Below are 15,822 nucleotides of genomic sequence, written 5' to 3'. Positions count from 1 at the left end.
TCCGGTCAGCGGGTCGGGCGCGTCGCGCGCCGGGCACGCGGCGCAGCAACCGCCGCGCAGCGCGGCGTCACCCGCCGCCGGTTCCGGCGCTTCTGCCCGCATCCCGCCCCTCCTCCACGCCCGCTCCGCCGTGTTCGGGGAGGCTAGGGCGGCCGTGTGAAGGGGGCGTTAAACGCGCGCGGGGCGGTCGGCCGCTTCAGCCGCCCAGCGCCGCCTCCACCTCCCGGCCCCGGCCGTGGCGCCGGAACTCGTCGGCGAGGTGCGGCCGCGCTTCGAGCTGCCGCCGGTACACGCCGCGCGCCGCGGCGACCAGCGCGCCGCGCCGCCCGAGCAGCGCGTCGCCCATCTCCAGGATGCGGAGGTTGGGCCAGGCTTGCGGGCGGATGCGCAGCACCTCGGCGAAGACCCGGTCGGGATCGGCACCGGGCGAGCCCTGCGCCAGCATGAGCGCCATGGAGGCGGTGGAGCGCGAAACGCCGGCGTGGCAATGCACCAGGAGGTGCGCCTCGGGCGACGGCTCGGCCATCAGGTCCCGCCCGAAGGTGAGCAGTTCCGCGACATGCTCCTCGCGCGGGGGCAGCGTGCCGGGCATGCCTTCCTCGATCACGTCGTGGAAGCGGAGTTCCAGCTTCGCGTGCTCCCCGAAGGCGCCGAACGCTTCCGGCACGGGCCAGTCCGGGTCGAGGATGGACAGCGTGTGGCTCACGCCCGTTTCGCAGTGCCCGGCCAACTCCTCGATGCCGCAGACGGAGATCCTGAACGGCGCGATCGTCTCCATGTTCGGTGCTCCTCTGGCATCGGCTCCGGCCGCGGCCGGCGGCATGGCGCGGCGTGGGCGGACACGGCGGCCCCATCCCTAGCGGCCCCGCCGCGTCGCGTCGTCTTCCTTCCTTCCTTCCTTCCTTCCTTCCGCGACAGGTCAATCCGAACCGGCGGGCGGGCGGCGGCTCAGCATGAACACGCGCGCTTGGGGGGCGTAAGCCGGGAGGGACTCCGCGTGGATGTCGGGGTTGTCGGCCAGGAACTCCTCGAACGCTTCTTTTTGGCCGATGTTCCTCATCCTGGTTTCCAGCCCCCAGTCGTCGAAGACGACTACGGCGCGGTCGCGGATGTGGGGCTCGCTGAACGCCAGCGCCTCTTTGGACGCCGTGTAGATGTCGCAATCGATCAGGATCAGGCTCGCCTTGCCGATGGAGAGCCGGCTCCGGGTTTCGGGCGTCAGTGTGTCCTTGAACCATCCTTTGACCAGCGTCACCCGCTCGAGGTCGACCTCGCGCGCTGCGAGGTAGCGGCGGGTGGCGTCGAGCGTCGAGCGGAACTCGCCCGGCCTCCAGCCCTGCCCGGAGGCTTCGGCCGGCATGCCCTCGAACGAGTCGAAGCCGATGAGGCGGACATGGGACAGCGCCCTTTCCTGGAGCACGCGATGGACGCAGGCCATCGAGGTGCCCCGGCTGACGCCGAACTCCAAGTAGTCGCCCATCGCCTCCGCCGGTTCGCGGCGCCGGAGCTCCCGCAGCGCGTGCCGCAGGCATCCGGTGAACGCGACCTCCGGGACGAGCGGCTTCCAGGGGAGGACGCCGAGGTCGCGGAGGCGCGACGCGACGTGCGGGATGCGGGACGCGACTTGGCGAGCCGGCGCGCCCAGACCGACAACGTCGAGCGCGCGAACGGCGGCGGTTTTGATCATGGTGTTTCCTTGTTGTGGAATTCTGTCGTGGCTCGGCCTCGGGACACGGCCGGCGGCGGGGCACCCGCTCCGCGAAGCCGGCGGGGCCGCCCGTCGGGGCGCGGCCGCCGCCACCGGCGGCGCGCGCGTGGGCGCGCTCGCTGGACGCGCCCCGCCCGACAGCCCGGACGCGGTGGCGATCGGCGACGGCCACACCCCGGCATGTGGAGGCCGGACGCCCACGGTGCGCGGTCGACCATCCTTCAAGGCAAAGCGCGAAGGCGGTCGCCCGCCGTTCGGCCAAGGCGGCCCGTCCGCGGGCTTCGCAGACGCACGTATGGACGATGGGAAAGCTTCCCCGCAGGACGCGGCGCGAACGCCATCGACGCGGCTGCCCGGTTGAGGGCAGGCTGCGCCATGTGTGGAGCCGACCGTCGTCGGCTCGGTTCAGCGGTGCTTCAAGGCGGCGTCATGCTGCGCTGGGGATAGCGACGGCGCCGGGTCGCGGGAAGGCGGAATCGGCATTCGCGGATGCGCAAGGGCGTGAGGCTTGCTTTGCAACGCGTCGGTTGCCGGTGTCGCGCCGGGGACGGGCCACGTGCACCGCCGCCGCAAGCCTGCCCGCGCGATGCGCGAGCGATGGAAGGTCGAGCGCGTGCTGCGCCCGACAGGCGGCGCGCCGCGCTGACAAAATCGGGAAAGCACATTTCCCGGTTGACGGGGCAAGTGCAGCGCCAAATGATCCACCGCTCAAAACCCGCGGATTGCTTCGGCAGCGATGGGCACCAACACGCCACCTTGATGCATAGCTGCCCCATCGGGGCTGCGGAATCGTCCTGAAGGACCTTCAAGGCCGTCTGGCCGTGCGTCCCGCGGCCTGACCCGATCCGTGTGCGGTGCAGGCGCGTGGCCCGCGCTCCTTCGACGAGTCGATGTGCACCGACGACCGCGTGCTCACGCGCGGCGGTCGTGTCGCCCACATTTCCAATGGACCACCGATGTCATCCGTGTGTGGTGCTCGACAGAGCCGTCGGCGGTTCCGCGAGGCTCGCCTGACGCATCCCTCGGCGCCGGTGGTGCCTCGCCGCACCGCCGGCCGCGCGGCGCCCCTGCGATGCGGCAACCGGCGCGACGGTCTCTGGCGGACGCTCCACCGGGTCCGGCGGTCATCGGAACCGGCGCCTGGGAGGCAGGAACGCATGCCGCGTCCTACTGGGCCTCCGACGCTCCGGCCCGAGCGGTGATGGCCGGCCGCGATCCGCCACGATCGAAATCGGGAGCGAACGCACGATGCTCAAAGAACTCGTAGGGGCCCTCGCCGAACCCGTTCCGATCCGCTTCCTGGTGCTGCGGTTGCTGGACAAGGGCTTCGGCTTCCTCAGCTACAAGGACAAGATCCGCTACGGTTCCGTCGACCGGCCGCACTACGGCTACGGCGTGCACCAAGCGGCCCTGCTGGCGCGCAAGCTCGGCGTGCCGCGGATCTCGGCCATCGAGTTGGGCGTCGCGGGCGGCGAAGGGCTGCTCGCGCTGGAGCGGCACGCCGAACTCGCCCGCAGGGACACCGGCGTCGAGGTCGCCACCTACGGGTTCGACACGGGAGCGGGGCTGCCTCCGCCGGAGGACGTCCGCGACGTGCCCTACCTGTTCCAGGCCGGCGACTACGCGATGGACGTCGATAGGCTGCAGCGGCGGTTGAAGAAGGGCTCCAAGCTTGTCCTCGGGAACGTCGCGCAGACGGTGGAGGGGTTTTGCGAGCGGGAGCGCCCGCCGCCCATCGGCTTCGTCTCGCTCGACCTGGATCTCCGCTCCTCCACCGTCGCGGCGCTCCGCGTCTTCGAGGCGGACCACCGCTTCTTCCTGCCGCGCGTCGTCTGCTATGTCGACGACATGGTCGGCGGCGCCGACGCGGCTTACAACGAGTTCACCGGGGCGCTGCGGGCCATCCACGACTTCAACGAGGAACACGCGCGCATGAAGATCGCGCCCGTGACGGGCTTGCGCCACATCAGCAAGCACCTGCCGCAAGTCTGGCACGAGCAGATCTTCGTCGCGCACCGGTTCGACCACCCCGATTACGGGCGGCCGACAGAGGACCCCGCCAACACGCAACTTCCGCTCCGCGATGACGGGAGTTGAAGGGGGCTATGCCTGTCCGCGGCGCTGCAAGCGCGGGCTGACCCCACGCGAGGGCCGGGGAACTCACTTGGGTTTGGAACGGTCGGAAAGGGCAGGAACCGCCAGTCGGCGTCGGTGATCGCTACGCCGATGCTCTCGATGATTTCATCCCGTGTACGACGAAGCGTCTCGCAGGAAACGCCCTCCCGTCGTCCTTCGAGTTCCAGCTTGCGCCCGGCGGCACGCGACAGGAAGCGCGTTCCGCCGGGAACCGCCGCTTCGATCGTACTCGAAGCCGATGACAGCCGGCACCGCCGCCGATGCCGGGTGCTTTGGTTTGAACGGCGCTGGAGCAATGACATAATGTCCGTCGAAACGGAGAAGGATGGCGCCGTTGTCGAGCAAAGCACGTCGCGCACGGGATCTTCCCGTTGTGTACCGCCTCGGGATCGACGGGCTTGAGGGGGCCGTTGCGACCCGCATCGGCGTGTTACCCGCGGCCTGCAAGGAACCGCAGGGGGGCGCTGAGACCGGGAGCGGTCGAAAATCGAACGACGCCCGGCCGAAGGATTGGCCGGCAAAGGACGCGGCGCGCGCGCGGGCCAAGGCGCAAGGTTTCAAGGCACGGGCGCAGGCCGGAGCCATGTTGAGGCTGTCCAGGGTTATGAAGAACAGGTGAGGCTACGCGGCGGGCCGCACGCCCGCCGAACACCCGTGGATCACGGAACCGGGCTTCGGTCGGCGGTAAAGTGGTCGCCTTGTGTCTCAGGGTGCCGTTGCTGCGGATGCGTTTTCGCGGGGGGCGGACGCGTCGCGCCGGCCACGACGTCCTCCGTCCGTCCCGGTGCTTCGGGTGACCATGAGAAGAACGCGGCCGAAAGCTGGTGCCGACGCCCGGGATTGAACCGGGGACCTACTGATTACGAATCAGTTGCTCTACCGCTGAGCTACGTCGGCGATCCGGCGGGTTCCATACTCCGCGCTTGCATCGGGTGCAACGCCGCAAGCGGCTTCCTGCCCGGCCTTCACGCCGCATCGGCCGCCGCCGCCGTTGCTGCTCCTGTTGGTGCCGCCACGGGCATCGCCGTGCGTGGCGTCGCCGTCCAGGCGATCTGCCCCACCGTGCCGCAGGCGGAGCAGACCGGCCCCCAGGCGGCGTGGTCCGTGCCGCAGTTGGCGCAGCGCCAGCGCGGTTCCGGCGCCGCGTTGGCGGCGTCGCGCAGCCAATGCGCCTGCGCGGCGCGCGCGTCCGGCGTGTCGCCCTTTTCCGCCTCCTCCAACTCGGACAGCAACAGGAAGGCGCGGCGGTCGGCCCGGCCGGACTGCACGAAGGCTTCGAGGACGCCCCGCGCGCGGCCGGTCAGGCCCGCGTCCAACGCGGTGCGGGCCAGGAGGATCTGGCTTTCCGGATGGCCGGGGTTGCGGCGGATCAGAGCCTCCACGGCTTTGACGCGCATCAGCGGGTCCGGCTCGTCCTCCAGGTAAGGGGGGGCGAGATCGGGGTGGGGCGACGCCGCCCAGGCCGCTTCCAGCACGGCGCGGGCGCGGCGCGGGCTGCCGGCGTCGCGCAAGCGCCGGGCGTGGGCCAGCGCCGCCGGGGCGAAGCCGGGATCGGCCTGGAAGGCTTCGCGCTCCAGCTCCGAGGCGCGGTTCGGGTCGGGTTCCTGCTCGGCCGCGGCGAGCGCCAGGCCGGCCCGCGGCGCTTCGGGCGGCGCCAACGCCAGCGCCTCGCGCCAGTCGCGGGTGCGCAGCGCGAGCTGCGCCCGCTCCTCCCGCACCCAGGCGGCGCCGGGCTGCACCGACTCCGCCTCGCGGGCGAGCGCCAGGGCGGCGTCCCAGTCCCCGCGCGCCATCGCCTGCCGCAGGAGGCCGCGCAGTCCGAGGAAGCGCGAGTCCTCGCGCGAGGCGAGGGCGCGGAACGCCTCTTCCGCGGCCTCCTCGCGGCCGGACAGGCGCTCGGCCTCGGCGGTGAGCAGCAGCACCTGCGGCGTGTCGCCGAGCGCGGCGCGCGCCTTGCGCACCTCCAGCCGCGCCGTTTCCGCGGTGCCGGCGCCGAGCGCGACCAGCGCCCGCGTCACCGCGGCGTCGCCTTCGGCCCGGTTTCGCTCGGCGCGGCGCGTGCGCACGCGGCCGGGCAGCCGCCGCATCCACCCGATGAAGGAGAGGATGCCGTGCAACAGCAGGAAGCCGAGCGCCAGGATGAGCAGCGCGATCGGCATGGGCGTGTCGATGCCGTACTCGCCGACACGGACCTCGACGGAGCCGCCGACGGAGGCCAGCCAAAGGGCGAGGGCGACGCCGGCCGCGAGGACGGCGAGGATCAGGATGGCGCGGCGCATCGCGGCGTCAGCCCCCCGTCGCCGCGATCTGTCGGAGCGCGTTGCGCGCCGCGATCAGCCCGCGCGCCTGCTCGGTCCAGGTGTCCATCGCTTGGCGCGCGGCGGGCGGGAGCTTGCCGATGTACTCCAGGCTCCCCTCCAGGTCCCCGGCGTCCAGCGCGCGGCGGGCGCGCTCCAGTTCCGCTTCCGCCGCGTCGCCCCACACCACCTGCTCGCCGCGGCGCACGGTGACGAGGCCGCTCAGGCGCGCGAGGGCGGAGTCCACCACGCCGGGGCGGGTGCCGTCCGGCTGCGGCGACAAGGAGGCCGCCGCGTCCGACGCGGCGCGGGCCGCGCGGGCGGCTTCCTCGAAGGACAGCCGGAGCGAGGCCTCGGTCGGCGGCGCGGTTTGCGCGTAGCGGGCCAGGGCCTGCGGCGGGTCGTCGACTCGCCCCAAGGCTTGGCCGAGCGGCTGCCCGGCCGTCAGCGCGCGCTGCAGCGCGTCCACGGTGGCCAGGCGCGCGGTGCGGCCCTCCAGGGCGTTGAGGCGTTGCAGCGACCGCTCCGCCGCTTCGAGGCGTTGGCCGAGCGTGGATTCGATGGAAGCCAAGCGCTGGCCGATCTGCGCTTCCAGCGCCGCCGCGCGCTGCGCCGCTTGCGTTTCCGAGGCGGCGACGCGCTGCCCGAGTTGCTGCTCCACCGCGGAAACGCGCTGGCTGGCGGCCTCCCCGGCGGCCCGGAGCCGCTCCTCCTGGGTGCGCGCGGCCTCCTGCAAGCGCCGGGTCAGGTCGCCCTCGATGTTCCCGAAGCGCGCCGTGTTCGCCTCCAGGCGCTCCGACAGCCGCTCGACGCGGGCGGCCAGCGCGTCGAAGGCGGCGCGCTCCGGCACCGCGGCCGGGTCGAACACCGGGCGCCCCTCCAGCGCGGTGAGGCGCCGTTCGTTGGCGATGGCGCGCTCGGTCGTCTGGGCGGCGTTGCGCTCGATCGCCGTCGCCCGCTCGGTGACGGCGGCGATCTGGGCTTCGAGCGGCCGGATGTCGGGCGGGCCGGGCCGCTCCTCGACCGCGCGGAGGCGGTTCTCCAGCGGGCCGAGCTGCTCGACCTTGGCCGTCAGCGCGGCCGTCTGCTCCCGCAGGTTGTCCAGCGCGTCGAAGCGCCGCTCGATCTGCCCGATGCGCGCGGCGTCCACGTCCGCCCGCGTCACGCGCGGGGTCGACAGCAGCCAGTACAACGCCGCGAGGAGGACGATGCCGCCGATGGCGAGCACCACCACCCACGGATCGACACGGAATTGGGCCGCCGAGGAGGTGGGCGGCCGCTGGGGCGCGGGGGCGGGAGTCTCGGGGGGCGCGTCGCTCATCGTGTGCCTGCCTGAAGCCTCAGTTCTTGGTGCCCGGCCCGGGGCCGAGGAGCCGCAACAAGGAATCCTGGTCGGGACGCGCCGCCACGCGCAACCCGCGCCACCGCGGCTCGGGCGCCGCGGCCTCCAACACGGCCGCGACCCGCGGGCTGATCGCCAGCGCTTCGGCGCGCGCCAGGGTTCCGGCCAGCCCCGCGGCGCGGAGGAGCGAGATGGCACAGCCGGCGGAGCGCGGCGAGAAGAACAGGGCGGCAACGACCGCTTCCGAGGCCAGCGCCGCCCGCGCCGGCTCCGGCAAGGCCGCCGCCGGCCCGGCCGAATACACCACGCGGAGCAGCACGCGGAAGCCGTGTCCGCGCAGCGCCGCGGCCAGTTCCGCGCCGTATCCCGCGCCCACCGCCAACAGCAACGGCCCCGCCGCCGGATCGAGTCGGGACGCGGCCAGTGCGGCCAGGGCCGCTGCGTCACCGTCCGCTGCCGTCACATTCACGAAGCCGTGCGCGCGGGCTTCGGCCGCTGTCGCCTCGCCCACCGCCAGCACCGGCACCGCGGGCGAGGCGGGCTGGACCGCCCGCGCGGCTGCGCGGCTCGGCAGCAACAGCGCCTGCGCGGGCGGGAGCGGCGCGCGCTCCGCCGAGCGCGGCGCCAGCACCAGCGCCGGCGCCAGCACCGGCTCCCAACCGAGCGCGGCGACCCGGCGCGCGGTTTCCGCAGCGCCGGGTTCCGGCCGCGTCACCAGGACGCCCGCCGCGTCAGGCAAAGATGTCGCCTGGCGAATCGCGCCGCAACTCGCGGCCGAGTTCCGCGCCCAGCCGCGCCGCGTCGCCCGCGGACCCGACGACAGACCGTTTCAGAAGGAAGGAGCCGTCGGCGCGCGCCACGAGGCCGGTGAGGTGCAAGGCCGGCCCTTGCCGGGCGCCGGTCGGCGGCGGCAGCAGCCGCGCGTGGCCGCCGATGGGTGTGCGGCAGGAGCCGTCGAGCGCCGCCAGCAGCGCCCGCTCGGCGGTGGAGACCGCGGCGGCCTCGCGGTCCTCGATGGCGGCGAGCAACTCGCGCAGTTCTGCGTCGTCCTCGCGCACGGTGACGCCCACGATGCCCTGGCCCGCCGACGGCACCATGGCCTCCGGGTCGAGCACCGCCGCCGCCTCGCTTTCCAGCCCGAGGCGGCGCAGCCCGGCCAGCGCCAGCATGCTCGCCGCCACCTCGCCCTCCGCCACCCGCGACAGCCGCGTTTGCACGTTGCCGCGGATCGCGGTGACGGAAAGGTCCGGCCGCGCCGCCAGCAATTGCGCCTGCCGCCGCACCGACGCGGTGCCGACCACCGCCCCCGCCGGCAGCACGCCCCAAGGGTCGGCCGGGTCCTCCACCCGCGCGCCGGGCGGCAGGATCAGCGCGTCCCGCGCGTCCTCCCGCCTCAGGGTGCAGGCGAGCACGATGCCGGCCGGCAATTGCGTTTCCAGGTCCTTGAGGCTGTGGACGGCGAAGTCGACGCGGCGGTCCAGCAGCGCCTCGTGGATCTCCTTGGCGAAGAGGCCCTTGCCGCCGATCTCCGCCAACGGCCGGTCCTGCACGCGGTCGCCGGTGGTGCGGATCGGGTGCTCCTGGAAAGCCCCCGCGTCGCGCAGCACGGGGCAGAAGCGGGTGACGATCGACAGGAAGTGCCGCGTCTGCCAGAGGGCGAGCGGCGACGCCCGGGTGCCCACGCGGAGCGGCAGCGCGCGGCGGTCGTGGACCGGAACGACGGCCGCCGCGGGACGTTCGGGTGTTTGGCTGGTGGTGGCCGGCATGGCGCGGGGGTCATAGGACCGGCGCCGGTGGGAAGAAAGGGCACGGGGCGCGTGGACCGCTCGGACGGCGCGGCGGCGGTGCTGGGTTTGGAGTCGAGCTGCGACGAGACGGCGGCGGCGGTGGTGCGCGCGGGCGACGGCGCCGTGCTCGCCGAAGCGGTGCTCGGCCAGGAAAAGGAACACGCGCCCTTCGGCGGCGTGGTGCCGGAGATCGCCGCCCGCGCGCACCTGGAACACCTGCCCCGCCTCGCCGAGAGGGTGCTGCGCGAAGCGGGCCTCGTCCCGGCCGACCTCGCCGGCGTGGCAGCCACCTCCGGGCCGGGGCTGATCGGCGGCTTGGTCGTCGGCGCTTCCGTCGGCAAAGGCATCGCCCTGGCGAACGGCCTGCCCTTCGTGGCGGTGAACCACCTCGAAGCTCACGCCCTGACCGCGACCCTGCCGGGCATCGCCTCGCCGCCGGTGGCCTTCCCCTACCTGCTGCTGCTGCTCTCGGGCGGGCATTGCCAGTGCGTGGCGGTGGAGGGCGTGGGCCGCTACCGGCGCCTCGGCACCACGCTGGACGACGCGGTGGGCGAGGCCTTCGACAAATCGGCCAAGCTGCTCGGCCTGCCCTGGCCCGGCGGGCCGGCGTTGGAGCGGCTCGCGTCGCGCGGCGAACCGGGACGGGTGCCGCTGCCCCGGCCGCTGCTGGGCCGCCCGGGTTGCGACTTCTCGTGGAGCGGCCTCAAGACCGCGGTGGCGCAGGCCGTGGCGCGGCTGCCCGGAGCCTCCCCGGAGGGCGCCAAGGCCGACATAGCCGCCGCGTTCCAAGCGGCGGTGGCGGAGGTGCTGGCCGACCGGGCGGCGCACGCGCTGGCCATGCTCCCCGCGGCGACCGCGCTGGTGATCGCGGGCGGCGTCGCGGCCAACGCCGCGGTCCGGGGGGCGCTGTCCGGGGTGGCGGCGGAACGCGGCCTGCCGCTGGTGGCGCCGCCGCCGCGCCTCTGCACCGACAATGCGGTGATGGTGGCCTGGGCCGGCGCGCAGCGGCTGCGCCTCGGCCTGTCCGACCCGCTGGGCCACGCGCCGCGGCCGCGCTGGCCGTTGGAGGAGATGGCCGCGGCCTAGCGATCGGCTGCGCCGCTACGCCTCGCCCAAATAGGTTTCCCGGTGCTGCCGCGGCACGAACCGGCCGGTGCCCGGCTTCGCCAGCACCTCGCGCCCGTCCCACACGCGCCGCCCGCGCAGCCAGGTCGCCGCCACCCGCGCCCGCATCGCCCGGCCGTCGTAGGGCGACCACCGGGCGTCCTCCCGGTCGCGGATGTCGCGCGCGTCGAGGCGGAAGTCGCCCCGTTCCAGCACGCAGAGGTCGGCGTCCGCGCCCACGCGGATGGCGCCCTTCTTCGGGTGGAGGCCGTGGAACCGCGCCGGCCGCTCGGCGCAGAAGCGCGCCATCAGCGTCACCGGCAGGCCGCGCTCTTCCAGCAAGGTGAACATCAGCGGCGCGAAGCTCTGCATCCCGGTCAGCCCTGCGCCCGGGGCGAAGATGTCGCCCGTGTACGCCTTGCGCTCCCGCGGCCAGGGCGCGTGGTCGGTGGAGACGTAGGCCACCTCGCCCCGGAGCAGCGCCGCCCAGACCCGCTCCACCTCGTCGGCTGTCCGGAAGGGCGGGTTGCATTTGCCGAAGCCCTCCAGCCGGACGAGGTCCTCTTCCGTCATGCAGAGGTATTGTATGCAGGCCTCGCCGGTCGCCTTGCCGCCCATGCCGCGGAACAGCCGCGCCGCCTCGAACCCCCGCGCGAGGGAGGAGTGCGCGAGGTGGACGTGCGCCCCGGCCTCCAATCCCAGCTCGAAGATCGCCAGGTTGGCCATGCTCTCCGCCAAGGGCGGGCGCGTCCGGCAGTGCATGATCGGGTCCGTCCGCCCCGCCGCCTTGGCGGCTTCGGTCAGCCGCGCCACCAGCTCCTGATCCTCGTTGTGGACAGCGCACATCAGCCCGGTGCGGGCGATCTCCCGGAAAGCTTCGAGCATGGTCGGGTGGTCGATGCGCGGGAAGCGCACCGGGTCGTACTCATATGTAGAGAGCTTGAAGGAGCAGGCCCCCGCCTCCGCCAATCCGGCGATGGCCTCCACCCCGCCCTCTTTCCGGATGGTGCCGTAGAGCGCCACGTCCACGTGGGCGAGGCGCTCCACCCACCCGACCTTCTCGCGGAGGATCGCCGCGTCGGTGACCGGCCGGGGCACGTCGTAGGGCATGTCCACGCAGGTCGTGACGCCGCCCGCCGCGGCCGACATGGTGGCGCCCTCGATGCCCGGCCAGCCGGTGGAGCTGCTGGTGTGCATGTGCCCGTCCACCAGCCCCGGCAGCACCAGCATCCCCGAATGGTCCGCGACGGCGGCGGCCGGCGGGGGCGCGCCCTGGCCGATGGCGGCGACCGCCTCGCCCCGCACGGCGACGTAACCGCCCGGCAGCACCGCGTCCGGCAGCACCAGGTCGCCCAGGATCACGAGGTCAAAGGGTGCCTGCTCCATCGCCCTGCCGCTCCGCTCCGAACGAGGCGGAGCCTATGGGCCCTGAAGGGCGCGGCCAATCCGGGGGCGCCGACCGGCATGGACGAAACCGCGCCGGAGGGACAGAAAGCCCCCGTCGAAGACCGCAGCAGCAGAGGAACGCCGGCCGCGATGCAGAAGCACCCCGTGAAGGTCTACCCGTCCAAGGCGCTCTTGCCCCGGGAAGAGCAACTCGCCTGGAAGATCGCCGGCGTCGCCGCCGATCGGGTGCCGGTCCAGAAGGACGTGGCTGAGATGATCATCAACCGGATCATCGACAACGCCTCGGTGGCCATCGCCGCCGTCAACCGCCGCCCCGTCGTCTCCGCCCGCGCCATGGCGCTCGGCCACCCCCGCAAGGGCGGCGCGACCGTGTTCGGCGTGCCGGCCGCCAAGCGCTTCTCCCCCGAGTGGGCGGCCTGGGCCAACGGGACGGCGGTGCGCGAGCTGGACATGCACGACACCTTCCTCGCCGCCGACTACTCCCACCCCGGCGACAACATCCCGCCGATCCTGGCCGTGGCGCAGACCATGGAGCGGTCGGGGAGGGACCTGCTCCGGGCGCTCGCCACCGGCTACGAGATCCAGATCGACCTGGTCCGCGCCATCTGCCTGCACGAGCACAAGGTGGACCACATCGCCCACCTCTGCCCCTCCGCCGCCGCCGGCATCGGCACGCTGCTCGGGCTGAAGCAGGAGACGATCTTCCAGGCGGTGCAGCAGGCGCTGCACGTCTCCGTCTCCTTCCGCCAGTCCCGCAAGGGCGAGATCTCCTCCTGGAAGGCCTACGCCCCCGCCCACGCCGGCAAGCTGGCGGTGGAGGCCGTGGACCGGGCCATGCGCGGGGAGGGCGCGCCGTCGCCCATCTACGAAGGCGAGGACTCGGTGGTCGCCTGGGTGCTCTCCGGACGCACCCAGGCCGACAGCAAAGGGCGGAACACCGTATACGATCCCGTGTACTACGAGGTGCCGCTGCCCGCGCCCGGCGAGCCCAAGCGCGCCATCATGGACAGCTACACCAAGGAGCACTCGGCCGAGTACCAAAGCCAAGCCCTGATCGACCTAGCCTTCCGGATGCGCGAGCGGGTGCCCGACACGGACGACATCGAGCGGGTCGTGATACACACCTCCCACCACACCCACTACGTCATCGGCACCGGCGCCAACGACCCGCAGAAGATGGACCCGAAGGCCAGCCGGGAGACGCTGGACCACTCCATCATGTACATCTTCGCCGTCGCCCTCCAGGACGGGCGCTGGCACCACGTGGACAGCTACGCGCCCAAGCGCGCCGGCCGGGCGGACACCGTCAGGCTCTGGCACAAGATCGAGACCCGCGAAGACCCGGAGTGGACCCGGCGCTACCACTCGCGCGACCCGGACGAGCTGGCCTTCGGCGCCCGGATCGAGATCTTCCTCAAGGACGGCGCCACCATCACCGACGAGATGGCCGTCGCCAACGCCCACCCGCTCGGCGCCAAGCCGTTCGGCCGCGAGGACTACATCAGGAAATTCCGCGTCCTGACGGACGGACTTCTCTCGGCGCGCGAAGCGAACCGCTTCCTGGAGGTGGCGCAGGACCTGCCGCGCCTCGCCGCCGGAGAGCTGGGCGAGCTGAACGTCGCGCTGCCCAACGGCGCGTTGCTGGAAGGCAAGCCGGGCATCTTCTGACGGCGTCGGGGGCTGGGCGCCCCGCAAAGGAAAAGGGAAAGGGACGATGAGCCAGACGACGACCGACCAGCCCGAGGTCCGCAAGGGCCTCGTCGGCGTATACGCGGACACCTCCGCGGTCTCCAAGGTGATGCCGGAGACCAACAGCCTCACGTACCGCGGCTACGCCGTGCAGGAGCTGTGCGAGGAGTGCTCCTTCGAGGAGGTCGCCTACCTCCTCTGGCACGGCGAGCTGCCGAACCAAGCGCAGCTCGCCGCGTTCAAGGAGGCCGAGGCGAAGGAGCGGCCGATCAGCGAGACCTTGCACAAGGTCATCGCCGCCTTCCCGCGCGACGCCCACCCGATGGACGCCATCCGGACGGCGGTGTCCTTCCTCGGCATGGAGGACCCGGAGGCCGGAGACGTCTCCGACGCGGCGCAGCGGCGCAAGGCCATGCGCCTCTTCGCCAAGATCCCGACCTGCATCGCCGCCGCCCACCGCGCCTCCAAAGGGCAGGAGGTCGTGGCGCCCGACCCGAGGCACTCCTTCGCCGAGAACCTGTTCCACCTGGTCCAGGGCAAGGTGCCGGCGCCGGAGGTGGTGAAGAGCTTCGACGTCAGCCTGATCCTCTATGCCGAGCACACCTTCAACGCCTCCACCTTCACCGCCCGCACCGTCAGCTCGACCGGCGCGGACATCCACGGCGCCATCACCGCCGCCATCGCCGCCCTCAAGGGCCCGCTCCACGGCGGGGCCAACGAGGCGGTGATGCACATGCTGAAGGAGATCGGGGAGCCTTCGAAGGCGGCCGAGTGGCTCAAAGGAAAGTTCGACCACCACGCGCTGGTGATGGGCTTCGGCCACCGCGTCTACAAGCACGGCGACAGCCGCGTCCCCACCATGACCAAGTACGCCGAGAAGATGGCGGAGGTGGTGGGCGACCGCCGGTGGATGGAGACGAGCCGCATCCTCGCCGCCGAGATGCTGAAGGCGAAGAACATTCACCCCAACCTCGATTTCCCGACCGGCCCCGCCTACTACCTCATGGGCTGGGAGATCCCGCTCTTCACGCCGATCTTCGTCGCTTCGCGCATCACCGGCTGGGCCGCGCACGTCTTCGAGCAGGGCGCGGACAACCGGCTGATCCGCCCGCTCTCCGCCTATACCGGACTCGAGCAGCGCCCCGTGCCGCCGATGTCGCAGCGCGGCTGACCGACGACCGCGGCGCCCGCCGCAGCGGNNNNCGTTCGCGCATCCGGCGCGGCACCAGTCGCGTGCCCACGGCGGCGCATCGCGGCGCGCGCGCCGAATTCGCGCGCGCGTTCACGGTTTTTGTTGACACGCACCATGCGTGTGCAGATAGCGTGAGTCGCGCGCACGACTCTAAAACGATTCGCACGATGCGCGGGTCGGACGGAGTGCAAACCATGTGCGCGGCAGGAGAGGACGGTCCATGGACCGCAGACGGGGCGGGACGGCGGCGGCAACCTTCGCCGCGGTTCTCGCGCCGGTGCAGGGCGAAGCGATTGCCCCGCGCCAGGACGCGCGGCTGAGGGACGAGCGACGCGGCGGGCAGCCGCCGGTCGCCCGCCGCCGGCGTCTTTTCTGCAGGACTGGACAGCGGGCGGTCCGGCGACGCGCGACACGGGATCCGCGCGCCGCTTCCGTCGCACGACCGAGCCTGCCCCACCACGGCCCGCCGGCGCACGCCGCCGCCACGGCCGGTTCCTCGAAGCATCCACGGAGATCCTGACACGATGACCGACACCACCGAGACCCCGAAGGCCCAGGCGATGGCCATGTCGACGAGCCGCCGCTCCGCCTCCAAGGGCACGGCGCGCAGCCGCGCCACCGCCGCGAAGAAGGCCACCGCGGCCCGCAAGCCCGCCGCCAAGAAGGCGACCGCCGCCCGCAAGCCGGCGGCGAAGAAGGCGACGGCGGCCCGCAAGCCCGCCGCCAAGAAGGCGACGGCCGCCCGCAAGGCGACCACGGCGCGCAAGCCCGCCGCCCGCAAGGCGACCACCGCCCGCAAGGCGACCACCGCCCGCAAGGCGACCACGGCGCGCAAGCCCGCCGCCCGCAAGGCGACCGCCGCCCGCAAGCCCGCTGCGCGGAAGGCGACCTCCACGGCGCGCAAGGCGCCCGCCGCCCGCAAAGCCACGACGGCCCGCAAGGCCCCGGCCGCGCGCAAGGCGACGACCACCGCCCGCAAGGCCGCGCCGCGCCGGGCCGCCGCCGTCAGCGCCGCCACCTCTTCCCGCTCCGAAGCGGCGAAGAAGGCGGCCGCCACCCGCGCCGCCAAGAAGCGCGCCGCGTCCTCCGCCCCGGCTTCGACATCCGAGAGCGGCAGCGGCTCCGCTTCCGAGTAATCCCTTAGCCGATCCCGGCGTAGA

At 73.2% G+C, this 15,822-nt stretch carries 12 protein-coding genes and 1 tRNA gene; 5 read left to right on the top strand and 8 right to left on the bottom strand.

The genetic code is table 11. From position 1 onward, the window contains the following. Positions 1–196: 196 nt before the first annotated feature. Positions 197–778, bottom strand: a complete 582-nt coding sequence (locus ABD067_RS00745; RefSeq protein ID WP_343893213.1) for a tyrosine phosphatase family protein — start codon at positions 776–778, stop codon at positions 197–199. 141 nt (positions 779–919) lie between these two features. Beyond that, positions 920–1,687 carry a TylF/MycF/NovP-related O-methyltransferase gene (locus ABD067_RS00740; protein ID WP_343893212.1) on the bottom strand — a complete coding sequence of 256 codons (768 nt, stop codon included), beginning with the start codon at positions 1,685–1,687 and terminating at the stop codon, positions 920–922. Positions 1,688–2,956: 1,269 nt separating this feature from the next. On the opposite strand from ABD067_RS00740, the gene ABD067_RS00735 reads away from it, so the two are divergent. Further along, on the top strand, positions 2,957–3,805 hold the full coding sequence (locus ABD067_RS00735) for a hypothetical protein (protein WP_343893211.1): 849 nt from the start codon (positions 2,957–2,959) through the stop codon (positions 3,803–3,805). Positions 3,806–4,666: 861 nt separating this feature from the next. Here the strand turns inward: ABD067_RS00735 and ABD067_RS00730 are convergent. From ABD067_RS00730 to hemC, 5 genes are all read right to left on the bottom strand, one after another. Then, a tRNA-Thr gene (locus tag ABD067_RS00730) sits at positions 4,667–4,741 on the bottom strand. Between the two features lie 68 nt (positions 4,742–4,809). Beyond that, the gene (locus tag ABD067_RS00725) at positions 4,810–6,123 is read right to left on the bottom strand and encodes a heme biosynthesis HemY N-terminal domain-containing protein (protein ID WP_343893210.1); all 1,314 of its coding nucleotides are present in this window, start codon (positions 6,121–6,123) and stop codon (positions 4,810–4,812) included. A 7-nt stretch (positions 6,124–6,130) separates the two neighbouring features. Beyond that, a complete protein-coding gene (locus ABD067_RS00720) occupies positions 6,131–7,462 on the bottom strand; it encodes a hypothetical protein (RefSeq protein WP_343893209.1) in 1,332 nt (443 codons plus the stop codon). A 19-nt stretch (positions 7,463–7,481) separates the two neighbouring features. Beyond that, entirely contained in the window at positions 7,482–8,222 is a 741-nt protein-coding gene (locus ABD067_RS00715) for a uroporphyrinogen-III synthase (RefSeq protein WP_343893208.1), read from the bottom strand. Then, on the bottom strand, positions 8,215–9,249 hold the full coding sequence (gene hemC / locus ABD067_RS00710; protein ID WP_343893207.1) for a hydroxymethylbilane synthase: 1,035 nt from the start codon (positions 9,247–9,249) through the stop codon (positions 8,215–8,217). Before hemC ends, ABD067_RS00715 begins: the two co-directional genes overlap by 8 nt. A gap of 27 nt (positions 9,250–9,276) precedes the next feature. Between hemC and tsaD the strand changes: the two genes are divergently transcribed. Further along, positions 9,277–10,356, top strand: a complete 1,080-nt coding sequence (gene tsaD / locus ABD067_RS00705; protein WP_343893206.1) for a tRNA (adenosine(37)-N6)-threonylcarbamoyltransferase complex transferase subunit TsaD — start codon at positions 9,277–9,279, stop codon at positions 10,354–10,356. 15 nt (positions 10,357–10,371) lie between these two features. On the opposite strand, the gene ABD067_RS00700 is transcribed toward tsaD, so the two are convergent. Beyond that, entirely contained in the window at positions 10,372–11,760 is a 1,389-nt protein-coding gene (locus tag ABD067_RS00700) for a dihydroorotase (RefSeq protein ID WP_343893205.1), read from the bottom strand. Positions 11,761–11,910: 150 nt separating this feature from the next. Here ABD067_RS00700 and ABD067_RS00695 point away from each other — a divergent pair, with 150 nt between their 5' ends. The 3 genes from ABD067_RS00695 (at position 11,911) to ABD067_RS00685 (ending at position 15,798) form a co-directional block, all read left to right on the top strand. Beyond that, entirely contained in the window at positions 11,911–13,449 is a 1,539-nt protein-coding gene (locus ABD067_RS00695) for an MmgE/PrpD family protein (RefSeq protein ID WP_343893204.1), read from the top strand. A 46-nt stretch (positions 13,450–13,495) separates the two neighbouring features. Beyond that, positions 13,496–14,641 carry a bifunctional 2-methylcitrate synthase/citrate synthase gene (locus ABD067_RS00690; protein ID WP_343893203.1) on the top strand — a complete coding sequence of 382 codons (1,146 nt, stop codon included), beginning with the start codon at positions 13,496–13,498 and terminating at the stop codon, positions 14,639–14,641. Between the two features lie 545 nt (positions 14,642–15,186). Continuing rightward, a complete protein-coding gene (locus ABD067_RS00685) occupies positions 15,187–15,798 on the top strand; it encodes a hypothetical protein (RefSeq protein WP_343893202.1) in 612 nt (203 codons plus the stop codon). Positions 15,799–15,822: the final 24 nt, after the last annotated feature.

Origin of the sequence: Craurococcus roseus, from assembly GCF_039523795.1 — a bacterium.
Taxonomy (GTDB): Bacteria; Pseudomonadota; Alphaproteobacteria; order Acetobacterales; family Acetobacteraceae; genus Craurococcus; species Craurococcus roseus.
The sequence above is the reverse complement of the archived record's forward strand: the minus strand, read 5'-3'. Positions and strand labels throughout refer to the sequence as shown.